Source organism: Acidithiobacillus caldus ATCC 51756 (genome assembly GCF_000175575.2).
GTDB classification, from domain to species: domain Bacteria; phylum Pseudomonadota; class Gammaproteobacteria; order Acidithiobacillales; family Acidithiobacillaceae; genus Acidithiobacillus_A; species Acidithiobacillus_A caldus.
Genome location: NZ_CP005986.1, coordinates 2,559,397 through 2,574,980, shown reverse-complemented (window position 1 = coordinate 2,574,980; position 15,584 = coordinate 2,559,397). Strand labels below are relative to the sequence as shown.

Below are 15,584 nucleotides of genomic sequence, written 5' to 3'. Positions count from 1 at the left end.
CTCATAAGTTTCAGCCGGTCCCCCGGGCACAGCGGTAGAGCGCCACCTCGCCGAAAAGGTTGGGCAGGAGGCGAATCGCCCAGTTGCTGCGCCGCCGATCGTCCAGCACCACCCGTTGGCGGACCTCGATGCCGTTGGCCTGGCACAGGGCGTCGAAATCGCGAATGGTGCACAGATGGATATTGGGGGTGTCGTACCAATGGTGCGGCAGGGCATGGGTAACGGGCATGTGTCCAGCCACCCCAAGCTGCCACCGAGCCTGCCAGTGACCCATGTTTGGAAAGGTGACGATGCCCTCGCGACCTACGCGCAACATCTCCAGCAGGAGATCCCGGGGATAGCGGACCGCCTGCAAGGTCAAGGATAATACCACAGTATCCACGCTGCCGTCGGCAAATTGGCGCAGACCCGCATCGAGGTCCTGCTGGATGACGGGCAGTCCACGGCGCAGGGCCGCCACCACGCGGCTGTCCTCGATTTCCACACCGTAGCCGGTGACGCCTTTTTCGCGGCGCAGGTAGTCCAGCAGTTCGCCCTCGCCGCAGCCTAGGTCCAGCACCCGGCTACCGGGCTCGATCCATTGGGCGATAATGGCGAGATCGGGGCGTAGGGCGCTCACCGCCCGGACTCCTGGGCAATGCGCTCGAGGTAGGCAGACATGACGGCAAGGTACTGGGGTACGGGCAACAGGAAGGAGTCGTGACCGTGGGCGGCCTCGATCTCGGCGTAGGCTACCTCCCGCCCCGCGCGGTAGAGCGCCTGAACGATCTCGCGCGAGCGTTCCGGCGAAAAACGCCAGTCGGTGCTGAAGGAGATCACCAGTACCGAGGCGCGGATGGGGGCGAAGGCAGCGGCCAGGTCACCGCCATAGGCGGCGGCGGGGTCGAAATAATCCAGGGCCTTGGTGATGTAGAGATAGCTGTTGGCGTCGAACTGCTCGACGAAACGGGAACCCTGGTAGCGCAGGTAGCTCTCCACCTCGAAGTCGACGTCGAAACCAAAGGAAAAGGCCTTGCCGTTGCGGGTATCGCGTCCGAACTTGGCACGCATGGCATCATCGGATAGGTAGGTGATGTGGCCGATCATGCGCGCCAGCGCCAGGCCGCGTCGTGGTTTGGTGCCGTGGGCGTAATAGCGTCCCTCGTGGAAATCGGGATCGGTCATGATGGCCTGGCGGCAGACCTCGTTGAAGGCGATATTCTGTGCGGTGAGCCGTGGCGCGGCGGCGATGACGACGGCGTGACGCAGGCGTTCGGGATAAAGCATCGCCCATTCCAGGACCTGCATGCCGCCGAGGCTGCCGCCGACGACGGCTGCCCATTGGGCGATGCCGAGACGATCGGCCAGTGCCGCCTGGGTGCGAACCCAATCGCGCACGGTGACCATGGGGAAATTGAGTCCCCAAGGCTCACCGGTGGCCGGATCGATGCTGGCGGGGCCCGTGGAGCCGCGGCAGGAGCCGATGAAGTTGCTGCAGACGATGAAGAAGCGATTGCTGTCGATGGGCTTGCCGGGTCCGATCATGGTCTCCCACCAGCCCGGTTTGCGGTCGTCGACGCTATGGTAGCCGGCAGCGTGGTGATCCCCCGACAAGGCGTGGCAGACGAGGATGGCATTGCTGCGCGCGGCATTGAGGGTGCCGTAGGTCTCATAGGCAAGGGTGTAGCCGGGCAGGCTACGGCCGCACTCTAGGGTAAGCGGTTCGGGGAAATCTACCGTCTGGGGGTGTACCAGACCGACGGAATCGGTGGGAATGACAGCGGGCATGGCCATCCTGGTCAACGGAACCGTCGCAGTGTAAAGGTGGGGAAAAACTCGGGCAAGGGCAGCGGCCCACGGGGGCCGCTACTGCAGCACGGCTTAGGAGGACGGCAGAGCTTCGGGGATACGGATCTCGACCCGTCCATCGCGCAACTCGGCCAGGATCCGCGTGCCCTTGGGTAGGTCGCCGAAGAGGATATGCTCGGCCAGGGGCTTCTTGAGGTGCTCCTGGATGACCCGTGCCATGGGCCGGGCGCCCATCTGCGGGTCGTAGCCGCGGTCGGCGAGCCACTGGCGCAGCTCCGGCTGGACCTCCAGACTGTAGTCCTTTTGCAGGAGCTGTTCGTCCAATTCCATGAGGAACTTGTCCACCACATGCAGAACGTGCTCTCGACTCAAGGGGGCGAAGGGAACGACGGCATCCAGACGATTGCGGAATTCCGGGGCGAAGATGCGCTGGATGCTCTCCATCTCGCGACCTTCCTCGACACCTGCAGGCGCGACGAAGCCGACGCTGGCCTTGCCCCGCTGATCGGCGCCGGCGTTGGTGGTCATGATGAGGATGACGTTGCGAAAATCCACCGAGCGACCGCTGGCATCCGTCAGCTTGCCGTGATCCATGACCTGGAGCAGGACATTGAAAATGTCCGGATGGGCCTTCTCGATTTCGTCCAGGAGCAGGACCGCGTGGGGATGCTGATTGACGGCCTCGGTGAGCTGGCCCGACTGGTCGTAGCCCACATATCCGGGCGGTGCACCGATGAGGCGGGATACGGTATGGCGCTCCATGTACTCGCTCATGTCAAAGCGTAGGAGCGGGATACCGAGGAGCGTGGCCAGCTGGCGGCTGAGTTCGGTCTTGCCCACCCCGGTGGGACCGGCAAAGAGGAAGCTGCCCACGGGCTTTTCGTGGTGGCGCAGGCCGGCGCGCGCCATTTTGATGGCGGCGCTGAGTTCGCGGATGGCGCGATCCTGGCCGAAGATCACGAGACTGAGATCCCGCTCCAGGTTTTTGAGAGCGGTGCGGTCGTCCAGGGAGACGTTCTTGCCGGGGATCCGGGCCACCCGCGCCACCATCTCCTCGATATCGTGGACGCCGATGGATTTTTTGCGGCGCGACGGCGGCAACAGGGACTGCGCCGCCCCCACCTCGTCGATGAGGTCGATGGCCTTGTCCGGCAGATGCCGGTCGTGGATGTGTTTGACGGATAGCTCCACGGCGGCGCGTAGGGCCGAATCGGTGTAGCGCAGACGATGATGGCGCTCGAACTGGCCCTTGAGTCCGCGCAGGATCTGCACCGCCTCCTCGGCGCTGGGCTCCGGTACGTCGATTTTCTGGAAGCGGCGGGTGAGTGCCCGGTCCTTCTCGAAGTATTGGCGATATTCCTGATAGGTCGTCGCACCGATGCACTTGAGCTCACCCGAGGCCAGCGCGGGTTTCAAGAGATTGGAGGCGTCCATGGCGCCACCCGAGGCTGCACCGGCACCGATGATGGTGTGGATCTCGTCTATGAAGAGGATACTGTTGGGCTTTTTGCGCAGGGCCTTGAGCACGCCCTTGAGACGCTCCTCGAAATCGCCGCGGTAGCGAGACCCGGCGATGAGGGCGCCCATGTCGAGGGCGTAGATGGTGGCATCTTCCAGAAGCTCCGGCACCTTGCCCTGGACGATGGCACGGGCCAGGCCCTCGACGATGGCGGTCTTGCCCACTCCAGGCTCGCCTACGAAGAGTGGGTTGTTCTTGCGCCGTCGGGCGAGAATCTGCAGCGCGCGCTGCATCTCCGTCTGGCGGCCGATGAGGGGGTCGAGACGCCCGGCACGGGCCATGGCATTGAGATTGCGGGCATAGGCACTGAGCGGGTCCTTGCCCGGCTTCTGTCCCTCCTCACTGCTGACTTCCTCTTCCTCTTCCACGAGCTCATCCTTGCGCATCCCATGCGCGAGAAAATTGACCACGTCCAGGCGAGAGACATGCTCTTTCTGGAGGAAATAGACGGCGTGGGATTCCCGTTCCGCGAAGATGGCCACGAGCACGTTGGCGCCCGTGACCGTGTCCTTGCCCGCCGACTGCACATGATAGAGGGCGCGCTGAATCACCCGCTGAAAGCCGATGGAAGGCTGGGTGTTGACGGTGCCGGCGGTTCCCAGCGAGGGAATCTTCTCCTCCAGGAACTTGCGCAGGTCCCGCTCGAGCTGGCTGCGATTGGCGCCGCAGGCCTCCAGAACCTCACGTCCGCTGGGATTGTCCAGCAGCGCCAGGAGAAGGTGTTCGACGGAGGCGTACTCATGACCGTACTGACGGGCCATCTGGAAAGCCTGATTGATGGATTGTTCCAGCGCTTTGTCGATCATGGCTTACTCCTTTTCCATGGTGCAGCGCAGCGGATGCTGGTGCTGCCGCGCGTCAGCGGTGACCAGGGCGACCTTGGTCTCGGCCATATCGTAAGGATAGACCCCACAGATGCCGCGTCCACTGTGGTGGACCTCCAGCATGATCTGCACCGCCTCCTCATGGGTTTTGTGAAAGTACTGCTGCAGCACCTGGACCACATAGTCCATGGGAGTGAAGTCGTCGTTCAGCAAAAGCACCCGGTAGCGGCTCGGCTCCTTGAGCCGGGGCTCACGTTCCAGCAGGGGCTGGCGATGTTCCTTGCGACTCGGCATACCCACTCCATCGAATCTCCTACGACGCCATTGTGACCCCAGACCCCAGGTGAGGCAAGGTCGCAGGCCGCATCCGGGACCTTGCCCGGGGCGCAAAAAAACCGGGGAGGGAACCCCCCGGCTGGTACTTCGGGATGGGCGCGCCCGCAGGGGCCGCCGCCTTACTTGGTGATGTCGATCTTTGCCTGGCTACGCAGGTCGGAGACAAACTTGGCCGCCTCTTCCTGCTGCAACTGCGCCTTGATGCGATCCTTCATGGCGCTCAAAGGAGGTGGGGTCAAGGGCTTGGTCGCCTGCACCTCGATGATGTGGTAGCCGAACTGGGTCTGCACCGGGCCTACGGGCTTGTCGATGGGAGCCTTCTCGATGGCCTCGGCAAAGGGCGGTACTACCATGCCCGGGACGATCCAGCCCAGCTCTCCACCGTGGGCGGCGCTGGCCTTGTCGATGGAGTATTTTTCCGCCAGCGTCGAGAATTTCTTGCCGGCCTTCAGCTCCGCCAGGATCTTGTCGGCTTCCGCCTTGGTCTTTACCAGGATGTGGCGGACCTCATATTCCTTCTTGCCCATGGCCGCGACGAATTTGTTGTAGGCTGCCTGGATTTCCGACTCAGGTACCGGATGTTCCTTGATGTACTGATCCACGGCCGCGTCGGCCAGGATCTGGCGCTTGGCCAGAGCCAGCCGCTCCTTGACGTCGGCAGACTGGTCCAGATTGTGTTTCATGGCGTACTGGGACAGCACTTCCATGTTGACGAGATTCTGGACCACCTGCTCCCGGGCGTTGGGTTCCTTGGCCAGTTCCGGGCTCATGGACAGGATGGCCTGTACCTGACTGTTATCGATGGCTTGGCCGTTGACCGTGGCCACGGGTGCCGCGAAAACGGGGGCGGCAAAGGTGCCGACCAGGGCGGCGAGGACGATGGAGCGAAGTTTCATGAGCATTCCTTGGGTTAGCGATAGCTCGGCCTATTATCCATAGGCGCGGGGCTTTGGGCAAAGGTTATCTGGGGGACTCCAGTGGTCGCTGCAAGGGCGCTTCGGTATCCCGCCGCCTCGATGTTCCCGCAAGGAGCTCCACCAGGGTCAGGGCGAAATCCAGGGCGGTGCCCGGCCCACGGGAGGTGATCACCGGTCCGTCCACCACTACCGGTGCATCCACCAGCCGATAACTCGGGCACTGCGGGTCGAGGACGCCCGGGAAGGCCGTTACCCGCCGACCCTCGAGTATCCCCAGTTCGGCGAGCAGCCCGGGCGCTGCACAGATGGCTGCAATCCTCTGGCACTGCTGGTGTCGGTCCAGCAGAAAGGCCCGCAGCGAGGCACTGGCCGACAGCGCCTGCACCCCCGCTGCTCCGCCAGGCAGGACGATGAGGTCCCAGGACTCGGAGCGCACCGCTTCCCAGTCGGCATCCGGTACCACGCGCAGTCCCCGGGAGGCCCGCACCGGTGCCGGGCCGATGCCCGCCACGACGACGGTGAAACCTGCCCGGCGTAGGATGTCCACGCAGGTCACCGCTTCCATCTCCTCGAAACCCTCAGCGATGGGGATCACGACCCGTAGATTCATGCAGTCACCTCTTGAATCACACAGCCGTTGGACAAGGTGCCCGGGGTTTTTTATCCGGCCTTACGCGCCGTTACGGCCGGCAGGGGGATGACCATGGGCACCGTCTTGCCGTCCACGTCCACGGGCACGGGCTTGCCCTGGAGCACATCCAGTGCCTCGCGCAGGGTGAAATCCGTCCGTAGGTCGGGTTTGTCGCTGAAATTCGGGGTCTGGTCCTTCTTGGGCGCCGCCGGCGGAGTCGGTTCGAGGATGGTGTACTGCGGCTTCTGGGCGCGACACTGCGCCGGCGCCTTCAGCACTCCCTGGAGTTCCGACTCCCGCAGCAGGTCCTGATCCAGGGCTTCCTGCTCGGCATTGGCGGGACGGATGGCGACGTTGGGCACGATGCCCTCACCTTGAATGGAGCAGCCCAGCGGCGTGTAGTAGAGGGCGGTGGTGAGTTTCAGCGCGCCGCCATCGTCCAAAGGAATGATCGTCTGGACGGAGCCCTTGCCAAAGCTGCGACTGCCCATGACCAGCGCGCGGCCATCGTCCTTGAGGGCGCCGGTGACGATCTCGGCGGCGGAGGCCGAACCGCCATTGATGAGCACGATGAGGGGCGCTCCGTGCAGCGCGTCGGGACCGTGGGCAGTGAAGCGCATGTCGCTGTTGGCCGCCCTGCCTTTGGTGTAGACGATGAGCCCGCGGTCCAGGAAGGTGTCCGCCGTCTCGACACCGGCCCCCAGCACCCCACCGGGATTGTTGCGCAGATCCAGGATGAGGCCCTTCAGGCGTCCGCCCGATTCCTTCTCGAGACGCTCCACGGCACGCCGGGTCTCGACCCCGGTGTTGTCCTGAAACTGGCTGATGCGCAGATACCCATAGCCCGGCGCAAGGAGGCTGGCCCGCACACTCTGGACCTTGATGATGGCGCGGGTGAGTTTGACCGTCATGGGTTTGGCGGCGTGCGGACGCAGCAGGGTCAGCTCCACGGTCGTTCCCACTTTGCCGCGCATGCGGTCCACGGCAGCGCTGAGGCCAAGCCCCTGCACCGCTTTGCCATCGATCTTGACGATGAGGTCACCGCTTCGGATACCGGCCTTGGCGGCGGGGGTGCCGTCGATGGGGGCAATGACCCGCAGTACCCCGTGGTCAGCGGCCACCTCCAGGCCCACGCCACCGAATTTACCGTCGGTGAAGCTCTGCATCTCCTTCAGTTCTTTGGGTGAGAGGTAGGCCGAGTGGGGATCGAGGGCGCTCACCATGCCGCTGATGGCGCCCTCCATCAGCTTCTTGTCCGAGGCGTGATCGACATAGTCCGACTTGATCAGCGAGAAGACTTCGCTGAAGGTCTGGATCTGGCGCAGGGGGATGCTGTTGTCGACTTTGTCCGCAGCCATAGCGGTATGGCCCCAGCCTGCCCCCAAGAGCATGGAGAGGAGGAGTGGCCAGCGCGGGAAGGCCTGGAGCAAACGGGACAGAACCATGGAGAAACTCCTGCGTATCGTATCCCCTCGGGGATACATTCAGTTGTGGATATATCGCAGCGGATCGACCGGATGTCCGCCACTGCGGATCTCGAAGTACAGGCCATCCTGGCCCAGCTCGCCACCGCTGCCAACGGTGCCGATGGCCGTCCCGGTCTGCACCTCCTGACCGACGTGCACATCGGTCTGGCCGAGATGGCCGTATATGGCCAGCACCTTCTCTGCCTGCTGGACGATGACGATCTGACCGTACCCGCGTAACGGTCCGGAGTAGAGGACCATGCCTGGAGCGATGGCGCTGACGCCTGTCCCCGGTGCTGCGCTGAAAGTGATGCCTTGCCAGTTGGGGCCACCCTGCATGCGCGGCGTGCCGAAGCGCGCACCGATGGGGGCCCGTACGGGAGGCGGGAAAGGTCCGTGACCCACGGCCGGAGCGGCGGATGGCGGCGGTGTCGGCACCGATGGCACCGATGGCACCGTGGCGATCTGCGGCGGGGCGACGTGGGTGGTGGGCGACGGCACCTGCGCCTTGCGCGCCTCGCGCTCCACTTGGCGTGCCCGCTCCGCTTCCTCGGCTCGGCGCCGTGCTGCGGCCTCCTCCGCCGCCTTGCGCTGGGCGGCGGCCCGGGCAGCTGCCGCAGCGGCGGCTTTCCGTCGCGCCTCGGCGAGGACCTGCTGCTGTCGATATTCCTTCACCAGACGGGTTACCAGACCGTCCAGTACCTGGGCGTTGGCCTGGAGTTCCTGGATCTTGGCCTTGTCGGCGGCGATGCGATCGGCCAGCTGCTGCTCCAACTTGGCGTGCTGCTGCCGCTGCTTTTCCAGGGTCTGTTCTTGCGTGCGCACCGCCTGGGCCAGTTCCGCCAGATGTTGCTCTTGCCCCTTCAGAGCATTGCGCTGCTTGGCAATGGCGGCGGTGGTGGCCTCGGTGCGGGTGATGAGTTCGCTACGCGCCCGCGCCAGAGCTTGATAATACACACTCAGGCGGCCGATCTGTGCGGGCTTCTCGGTCTGTAGCCAGACGGCAAGCGGTGTGACGCTACCGAGGGTATAGGCGGCGCGCAGCTGTTTGGCAAGGATGTCCTTTTGCTGTGCCAACTCGTTTTTCAACTCGGAGATGCGTTTTTCCAGCGCGTCGATCTTGCCGCGAGTGGTCTGCTGTTCGCTGCGGATCTGCGCCAGTTTCTGCGTGCTCGCCTGAATTTTCTGGTCCAGGGCGGCGATTTCCGCACGAATCTCGGCCTGGCTTTTCTGGGTCGCGGCGACGTGGGCCCGCAGGGCGCCGAGGCTGCTGTGAATGGACTGCAGGCGTTCGCGGCTGCTTTCGATCTTTTGCTGCAGATTGGCTGCTCCGGCCCACGGAATGACGCAGACGAGACCCACGCCGAGGAGCCAGCGGAGCCTGAGGTGAGTCGCCATCAGAGCAGTTCGATCAGGCTATGGCCGCCCATTTCCGGCGCCTTCGGTAGCCCCATGAGGGTGAGCAGTGTGGGGGCGATGTCTTCCAGGGCGCCTCCGGAGCGCAGCCGCGCGGGCCGCCCCAGATAGAGCAGCGGCACGGGATTGCAGGTGTGGGAGGTGTGCGCCTGACCGGAGTGGTCATCGCGCATCTGCTCCACGTTGCCGTGATCGGCCGTGATCAGGACCTCACCGCCTTGCTGACGAATCGCTGCGACGATACGTCCCAGCGCGGCATCCACCGCCTCCACGGCGGCGATGGCGGCGTTCAGATCGCCGGTGTGGCCGACCATGTCGGGATTGGCTATGTTGGCGATGATGACATCGTCCCGGCGCTGCGCGACCCGTTCCACCAGGGTATCCGCCAGCAGCTCCACGCTCATCTGCGGTTGCAGGTCGTAGGTTGCGACGGATGGGGAGGGTATGAGCACGCGCTCTTCGCCGGCGAAGACTTTCTCCTGACCGCCATTGAAGAAGAAGGTCACGTGGGCGTATTTTTCCGTCTCGGCAATGCGCAGTTGCCGGCGGCCGTGCCGCGCAACCCACTCGCCGAAGGTGTTGTGCAGGCGCATGGGCGGGAAGGCGACGGGTACGGCAAAGTTTTCACTGTATTCCGTAAGGGTGACGAAGGCGGCAAGGCGAACCTGCCGGCGCCGCTCGAAGCCGTCGAAGTGCTCCTCGATGAAGGGGCGGGCAATCTGACGGGCGCGATCCGAGCGGAAGTTCATGAACAGGACGCTGTCGCCGTCTGCGACCAGCGCTGGCTCGCCGATACGTGAGGCGGTCACGAACTCGTCGCTCTCGCCACGGGCATAGGCTGCCGCCAGTGCCTCCTCTGCCGTGGCGTAGACCTGACCCTCGCCAAGGGTGAGGAGGTCGTAGGCGGCGCGAATGCGTTCCCAGCGGTGATCCCGATCCATGGCGTAATAGCGGCCGATGAGGGTGGCGAGCCGCGCGCCCGTGGCGTCCAGTTCAGGCTGCAGGCGGGCAAGGGAGGCCGCCGCCGAGCGCGGGGCCGTATCGCGACCGTCGAGGAAGGCGTGCAGGTAGATGCGGGTAGCGCCGCGCGCGTGGGCCAGATGCAAGGCCGCAAAGAGGTGCTCTTCGTGGGAGTGCACGCCGCCGGGCGAGAGCAGACCGACGACGTGGACGGCGCCGCCCCCAGCCACGGCCGCATCCACAGCGCGACAAAGCTCGCCATTACGGGCGAAGCTGCCGTCGCGAATGGCCTGGTTGATGCGCTCGAACTCTTGGTAGACCACGCGTCCCGCACCCAGATTGATGTGCCCGACCTCGCTGTTGCCCATCTGTCCGCGCGGCAGGCCCACCGCGGCCTCCGAAGCCTGCAGCAGGGTGTGGGGCTGGCTCTTCCACCAGGCGTCCCAGTTGGGAGTGTGCGCCTGGGCGATGGCATTGTCTTCGGGTGCTTCACGGTAGCCCCAGCCGTCCAGAATGAGCAGGGCGATGGGGCGGATGGGTTGCGGGTTCACGTAACTCCTCGGGCGGTGGCCGGCCTCGGTTGCGCTTGCGGGATTCTAGACAAGTCCTGGGACCGAGGCTACCAGGGGTTGCAGGTTCCAGATATCGCGATTGTACTCGGCAATGCTGCGGTCGCTGGAAAAGCGGCCGCTGGCGGCGGTGTTGAGCACGCTCTGCCGCTGCCATTCCGTCTGGTCGTGCCAGAGTGCGGCCACGTCGCTTTGGCGGTGCTTGTAGCTGCTGAAGTCCGCGAGCACCATCCAGGGATCCTGAGGTGCCAGCAGGGCGTGCAGGATGGGGTCGAAAATACCCGGCTCGAAGGGATTGAAGTAGCCGCTCTGGATGAGGTCCATCACCCGTTCAAGATCCTCGTCCGCCGCCACCGCCTGGCGCGGATCGTACTGCGGTCGCAGACGGGCCACCTCCTCGGCACGCAGGCCAAAGAGGAAGAAGTTCTCGGGTCCTACGGCCTCGCGGATCTCGATGTTGGCGCCATCCAGGGTACCGATGGTCAGGGCGCCATTCATCATGAACTTCATGTTGCCGGTGCCGGAAGCTTCCTTGCCCGCCGTCGATATTTGCTCCGAGAGATCCGTGGCCGCACAGATGCGCTCCATGACGGAGACGCGATAATCCGGCAGGAAGCAGACCCGCAAGAGGCCCTCGGTATCGGGATCGTCGTTGATGGCGGCGGCGACATTGTTGATGAACTTGATGATCCGCTTGGCCATGAAGTAGCCGGGCGCGGCCTTGCCGGCAAAGAGCACGTTGCGCGGTGTGATCTGGCTGGCCTCGCCGCGCTTGATGCGGTCGTAGAGGTGGATGACGTGCAGGGCGTTGAGCAGTTGGCGCTTGTATTCGTGAATACGCTTGACCTGGACATCGAAAATAGCCTCGGGAATCAGCTCCACTCCCGTCTGGGCCCGCACGAGCGCCGCCAGGCGCGCCTTGTTGTTGCGCCGCACTTCGGCCCAATGGGCCCGGAACTGCGGGTCGTCCGCTGCGGGGGCCAAAGCAGACAATTGGGCGAGATCTTCCCGCCAGCCCTCGCCGATACGCTGGGAGATCAGCTGCGACAGTTCCGGGTTGGCCCATAGGAGCCAGCGCCTGGGCGTCACCCCATTGGTTTTGTTGTTGAAACGCTCGGGCCAGAGACGGTAGAAGTCGCGGAACAATTCCTCTTTCAGGAGCTGCGTGTGCAGGGCGGCCACGCCGTTGACGGAAAAACTCCCGACCACGGCGAGGTGCGCCATGCGGATCATGGGCTCCGGTCCCTCCTCGATCAGGGACAGGCGTTGCAGAAGCGCGGTATCGCCCGGCGCACGCTGCGCCACCTGGCGCAGGAAACGGGCATTGATCTCGTAGATGATTTCCAGAACGCGGGGCAGGAGATGGCCGAAGAGGCGCACCGGCCATTTTTCCAGGGCTTCCGGGAGCAGGGTGTGGTTGGTGTAGGCCATGGTCCGACTGGTGATGGACCAGGCCTCGTCCCAACCGAGGCCGTGCTCGTCCAGCAAGAGGCGCATCAACTCCGCCACGGCGACACTGGGGTGGGTGTCGTTGAGTTGAAAGCTGTGGCGCTCGGCAAAATCCCGAAAGTCTTCGCCCCGCTCGGCGGTCCAGTCCGCAAGCACATCCTGGAGGCTGGCGGAGGCCAGGAAGTACTGCTGCCGCAGCCGCAGCTCCTTGCCGTTTTCGCTGCTGTCGTTGGGGTAGAGCACCATGCTGATGTGCTCGGCCTCGTTCTTGGCGGCGACGGCCTCGGGATAGGCGCCGGCGTTGAACTCACCGAGATCGAAGATGTCGGTGGCCGCTGCCCGCCACAGACGCAAGGTATTGACGATGCCGTTGCGGTAGCCGGGTATGGGAATATCGTAGGGAACGGCCAAGACATCGCGGGTGTCCACCCAGCGCCGGTGCTCCCGGCCCTGGCCGTCGCGATAGCTTTCGCTGCGTCCACCAAACTGCACCCGTCGGACCCGCTCAGGCCGCTTGAGCTCCCAGGGGTAGCCGTGCTTCAGCCAATGATCCGGTTCCTCGCGCTGCTCGCCGGCATGGATCTCCTGGCGAAACATGCCGTAGGCATAGCGGATACCGTAACCCGTCACGGGCAGCGCCAGGGTGGCGCAGCTATCGAGGAAACAGGCAGCCAGACGCCCCAGACCGCCATTGCCCAGACCAGCGTCCGGCTCCACATCCAAAAGCTCCGGCAGATCCCGACGTTGTCGGTGTAAGGCTTCGCGTGTTTCCTCTTCCAGACCGAGATTCAGCAGGGTGTTGCCCAGGGCGCGTCCGAGGAGGAATTCGAGGGACAGATAGAACGCGCGCTTGCCGCCTTGCTGGCGGCGCAGCTCACTGGTGTGTTTCCAGTTTTGTGCCAGACGATCGCGCAGGGTGAGGCCAAGGGCCGTGTAGACCGCAAGCGGGCTGGCCTGGCCGGCATCCTGACCGAGCCCCAGCTCCAGGTAACGCAGCAGGTCGCGGCACAGGGTGTCGGCGTCGGTCCCGAGGGGTTCCAGGCGACAGGGACGTTCCGATGGGGTGGGCTGACTGGACATGCGAAGCTCCTGGGGTCTGCGTCGGGCCCATGATAGGGTGCCGCACCCGGGTTGGGAAGGGCTGCTCGCAGCCCCCCCGTTGCTGCTGCGGGATAGGGGAAGACACCCCCGCACCCGCTGCTACCAGCAGGAGTGGGCGGTTTGTCCTCAGTCCGCCTGACGGCGGAGGAAGGCAGGGATATCCAGGTCCGAGTAGTCCGGAACGTGCTGCCGACCGCCCGCCGCAACGGCTTGCTGCTCTGCCGCCCGTCTCTGCCCCGTGGGTTTGTCCAGATTGCGCCACTCCTGGGGGGTGCTGGGCGAGACCAGGGCGCCGCGGGCGCGTAGGTTGTCCGTGGCCAGACGGACGGGCTCGCGTTGCAGCCCCGTCGCTACCACCGTCACCCGCAGTTCACCGTCCAGATCGGGATCCAGAACCGTTCCCACCTTGACGTTGGCATCGTCGGCGGCATAGCTGCGGATGAGCTCACCCACTTCCTCGAACTCGCCCAAGGTCAGGTCGGTACCGGCGGTGATGTTGACCAGGATGCCGCGTGCTCCCGCCAGGTTGATGTCGTCCAGCAGGGGGCTACTGGCGGCACGGCTGGCGGCGTCCCGGGCCCGGTTTTCGCCACGGCCACTGGCCGCGCCCATCATGGCCAGACCCATGCCGGACATGACGGTGCGCACGTCGGCAAAATCCAGATTCATGAGACCCGGACGGGTGACCAGCTCGGAAATACCCTGCACTGCGCCCAACAGGATGTTGTCCGCGGCCTGATAGGCATCCTTGAGGCTGACGTTCTTGCCCAACACCGCCAGGAGTTTCTCGTTGGGAATGATCACCAGAGAGTCGACGTGCTGGGACAGCTCATCGATGCCGGCCAGGGCGTGCTGCTGCCTTTTTCTTCCTTCGAAGTTGAAGGGCTTGGTCACCACACCCACGGTGAGGATGCCCATATCGCGGGCGATGGAGGCGACCACTGGGGCGGCTCCCGTACCGGTGCCGCCGCCCATGCCGGTGGTGATGAAGACCATGTCGGCCTTTTCCAGGGCGGCGCGGATTTCTTCACGGCACTCCTCGGCTGCCTTGCGTCCGACTTCCGGGTCGGCTCCAGCCCCGAGACCACGCGTCAACTCGGCGCCCAGCTGGATGGTACGGTTGGCCTGGGAGTGGCGCAGGGCCTGGGCGTCGGTGTTGGCAGAAATGAACTCCACCCCTTCGAGCCCGGCACTGGCCATGTTGTTGACGGCATTGCCGCCGCCGCCGCCGACACCGATGACCTTGATGACGGCGCCTTCCTGTTCACATTCGCTGAGTTCGTACATGTCGGTATCCTCTTGGCTGATCCTGGGTTTGTGGGGATGTTTGGTCTTAACCGAAGCTGGTCTCTACCCACGAGCGCATCTTCCGGAAGACACCGGCAAAGCTCGTGTCCATAGATTTTTCGCGGGTGACCTGGGCGGCTGCGGGAGCCTGAACGGGCTCGGCCTGGCCGCTCAGCTGGTTGTGCAGTCCGTACATGACCAGGCCCACGCCGGTGGCGTGGTTGGGGAGGCGGACCACGCTTTCCATGCCTGGCAGGTGCATGGGCTCGCCCACGCGCACCGGCAGGTGCAGAATTTCCTCGGCCAGTTCGGCCATGCCCTCCAAGCGGCTGGAGCCACCGGTGATGACCACACCCGCTGCCACCAGATCCTCGTAACCGGTGCGGCGCAGTTCCGCCTGGATCAGTTCGAAGAGTTCCTTGACCCGGGGTTCGATGATATCCCCCAGAATACGCCGGGAGATGGTGCGGGGCGGCCGGGTACCCACGCTGGGGACCGGGATCTCATCGTCCATCTCGATGAGATCGCCGAGGGCGCAGCCGTAGAGCTTCTTGATCTGCTCCGCCTCCGCGGGCGGGGTGCGCAGCCCCAGGGCGATGTCGTTGGTGATCTGGTCGCCAGCGATGGGGATGACGGCGGTATGGCGCACGGCACCGTCGCGGAAGATGGCGATGTCCGTGGTGCCACCGCCGATGTCCACGAGGCAGACACCCAGTTCCTTCTCGTCGCTGGTGAGCACGGCATCGGCCGATGCCAGCTGCTCCAGGACCAGATCCTGGACCTGCAGTCCGCAGCGCTCCACGCATTTGCTGATATTCTGGGCGGCACTGACGGCCCCGGTGACGATGTGTACCCGTGCCTCCAGGCGGACACCGGACATCCCGATGGGGTCGCGCACACCCTCCTGGCTATCGATCATGAATTCCTGGGGCAGGATGTGGATGACGTTCTGATCCTGGGGAATGACGATGGCGCGGGCGGCATCCATGACCCGACCGATGTCCTCGTTGCTGACCTCCTTGTTCTTGATGGCGACGATACCGTGGCTGTTGTAACCGCGGATGTGGCCACCGGCGATGCCCACGACGGCGCCGCGGATCTGCACCCCGGCCATGAGCTCGGCCTCCTGAACGGCCCGGGTGATGGCCTGGACGGTGGATTCTATGTCCACCACCACGCCCTTCTTGAGTCCGCGGGAGGGGTGTTGGCCGACACCGATGATTTCTGCCTCGCGACCGCCGCGCGCCTGGGCGACGATGCAGGCGACCTTGGAGGTGCCGATATCGAGGCCGACGATGAGTTCCTGATTGCTGCGCTTCAT

General features: G+C 64.6%; 12 protein-coding genes. All 12 read right to left on the bottom strand.

Annotated features, from left to right (window positions below; genetic code table 11):
• Positions 1-10: 10 nt before the first annotated feature.
• The 12 genes from metW to ftsA all read right to left on the bottom strand — a co-directional run bounded on the left by metW (position 11) and on the right by ftsA (position 15,584).
• A complete protein-coding gene (gene metW / locus ACAty_RS12590) occupies positions 11-619 on the bottom strand; it encodes a methionine biosynthesis protein MetW (protein WP_004869174.1) in 609 nt (202 codons plus the stop codon).
• Positions 616-1,767, bottom strand: a complete 1,152-nt coding sequence (gene metX / locus ACAty_RS12585; protein ID WP_004869172.1) for a homoserine O-succinyltransferase MetX — start codon at positions 1,765-1,767, stop codon at positions 616-618. Before metX ends, metW begins: the two co-directional genes overlap by 4 nt.
• A 93-nt stretch (positions 1,768-1,860) precedes the next feature.
• Positions 1,861-4,113, bottom strand: coding sequence for an ATP-dependent Clp protease ATP-binding subunit ClpA (gene clpA / locus ACAty_RS12580; RefSeq protein ID WP_004869169.1), 2,253 nt, complete (start codon positions 4,111-4,113; stop codon positions 1,861-1,863).
• A 3-nt stretch (positions 4,114-4,116) separates the two neighbouring features.
• Positions 4,117-4,425 (bottom strand): ATP-dependent Clp protease adapter ClpS, encoded by a 309-nt coding sequence (gene clpS, locus ACAty_RS12575; RefSeq protein WP_004869168.1) that lies wholly within the window; start codon positions 4,423-4,425, stop codon positions 4,117-4,119.
• A 161-nt stretch (positions 4,426-4,586) separates the two neighbouring features.
• Positions 4,587-5,363, bottom strand: coding sequence for a peptidylprolyl isomerase (locus ACAty_RS12570; protein ID WP_004869166.1), 777 nt, complete (start codon positions 5,361-5,363; stop codon positions 4,587-4,589).
• 64 nt (positions 5,364-5,427) lie between these two features.
• The gene (locus tag ACAty_RS12565) at positions 5,428-5,994 is read right to left on the bottom strand and encodes a DJ-1 family glyoxalase III (protein WP_004869164.1); all 567 of its coding nucleotides are present in this window, start codon (positions 5,992-5,994) and stop codon (positions 5,428-5,430) included.
• A gap of 50 nt (positions 5,995-6,044) precedes the next feature.
• Entirely contained in the window at positions 6,045-7,460 is a 1,416-nt protein-coding gene (locus tag ACAty_RS12560) for a S41 family peptidase (protein WP_004869162.1), read from the bottom strand.
• Between the two features lie 39 nt (positions 7,461-7,499).
• A complete protein-coding gene (locus tag ACAty_RS12555; RefSeq protein WP_014003535.1) occupies positions 7,500-8,879 on the bottom strand; it encodes a murein hydrolase activator EnvC family protein in 1,380 nt (459 codons plus the stop codon).
• Positions 8,879-10,408 (bottom strand): 2,3-bisphosphoglycerate-independent phosphoglycerate mutase, encoded by a 1,530-nt coding sequence (gene gpmI, locus ACAty_RS12550; RefSeq protein WP_004869157.1) that lies wholly within the window; start codon positions 10,406-10,408, stop codon positions 8,879-8,881. Before gpmI ends, ACAty_RS12555 begins: the two co-directional genes overlap by 1 nt.
• Before the next feature lie 45 nt (positions 10,409-10,453).
• Positions 10,454-12,955 carry a glycogen/starch/alpha-glucan phosphorylase gene (locus ACAty_RS12545; RefSeq protein ID WP_004869155.1) on the bottom strand — a complete coding sequence of 834 codons (2,502 nt, stop codon included), beginning with the start codon at positions 12,953-12,955 and terminating at the stop codon, positions 10,454-10,456.
• A 147-nt stretch (positions 12,956-13,102) separates the two neighbouring features.
• Positions 13,103-14,263 carry a cell division protein FtsZ gene (gene ftsZ / locus ACAty_RS12540; RefSeq protein WP_004869153.1) on the bottom strand — a complete coding sequence of 387 codons (1,161 nt, stop codon included), beginning with the start codon at positions 14,261-14,263 and terminating at the stop codon, positions 13,103-13,105.
• A 46-nt stretch (positions 14,264-14,309) separates the two neighbouring features.
• The gene (gene ftsA, locus ACAty_RS12535; RefSeq protein WP_004869151.1) at positions 14,310-15,584 is read right to left on the bottom strand and encodes a cell division protein FtsA; all 1,275 of its coding nucleotides are present in this window, start codon (positions 15,582-15,584) and stop codon (positions 14,310-14,312) included.

Bases quoted from the DNA above. Each gene is read 5' to 3' on its own strand.
- ftsA (WP_004869151.1), bottom strand. From the start codon at position 15,584: ATGAAGCGCAGCAATCAGGAACTCATCGTCGGCCTCGATATCGGCACC.
- ACAty_RS12555 (WP_014003535.1), bottom strand. From the start codon at position 8,879: ATGGCGACTCACCTCAGGCTCCGCTGGCTCCTCGGCGTGGGTCTCGTC.
- ACAty_RS12570 (WP_004869166.1), bottom strand. From the start codon at position 5,363: ATGAAACTTCGCTCCATCGTCCTCGCCGCCCTGGTCGGCACCTTTGCC.
- ACAty_RS12545 (WP_004869155.1), bottom strand. From the start codon at position 12,955: ATGTCCAGTCAGCCCACCCCATCGGAACGTCCCTGTCGCCTGGAACCC.
- ftsZ (WP_004869153.1), bottom strand. From the start codon at position 14,263: ATGTACGAACTCAGCGAATGTGAACAGGAAGGCGCCGTCATCAAGGTC.
- ACAty_RS12565 (WP_004869164.1), bottom strand. From the start codon at position 5,994: ATGAATCTACGGGTCGTGATCCCCATCGCTGAGGGTTTCGAGGAGATG.
- ACAty_RS12560 (WP_004869162.1), bottom strand. From the start codon at position 7,460: ATGGTTCTGTCCCGTTTGCTCCAGGCCTTCCCGCGCTGGCCACTCCTC.
- clpA (WP_004869169.1), bottom strand. From the start codon at position 4,113: ATGATCGACAAAGCGCTGGAACAATCCATCAATCAGGCTTTCCAGATG.
- metX (WP_004869172.1), bottom strand. From the start codon at position 1,767: ATGCCCGCTGTCATTCCCACCGATTCCGTCGGTCTGGTACACCCCCAG.
- clpS (WP_004869168.1), bottom strand. From the start codon at position 4,425: ATGCCGAGTCGCAAGGAACATCGCCAGCCCCTGCTGGAACGTGAGCCC.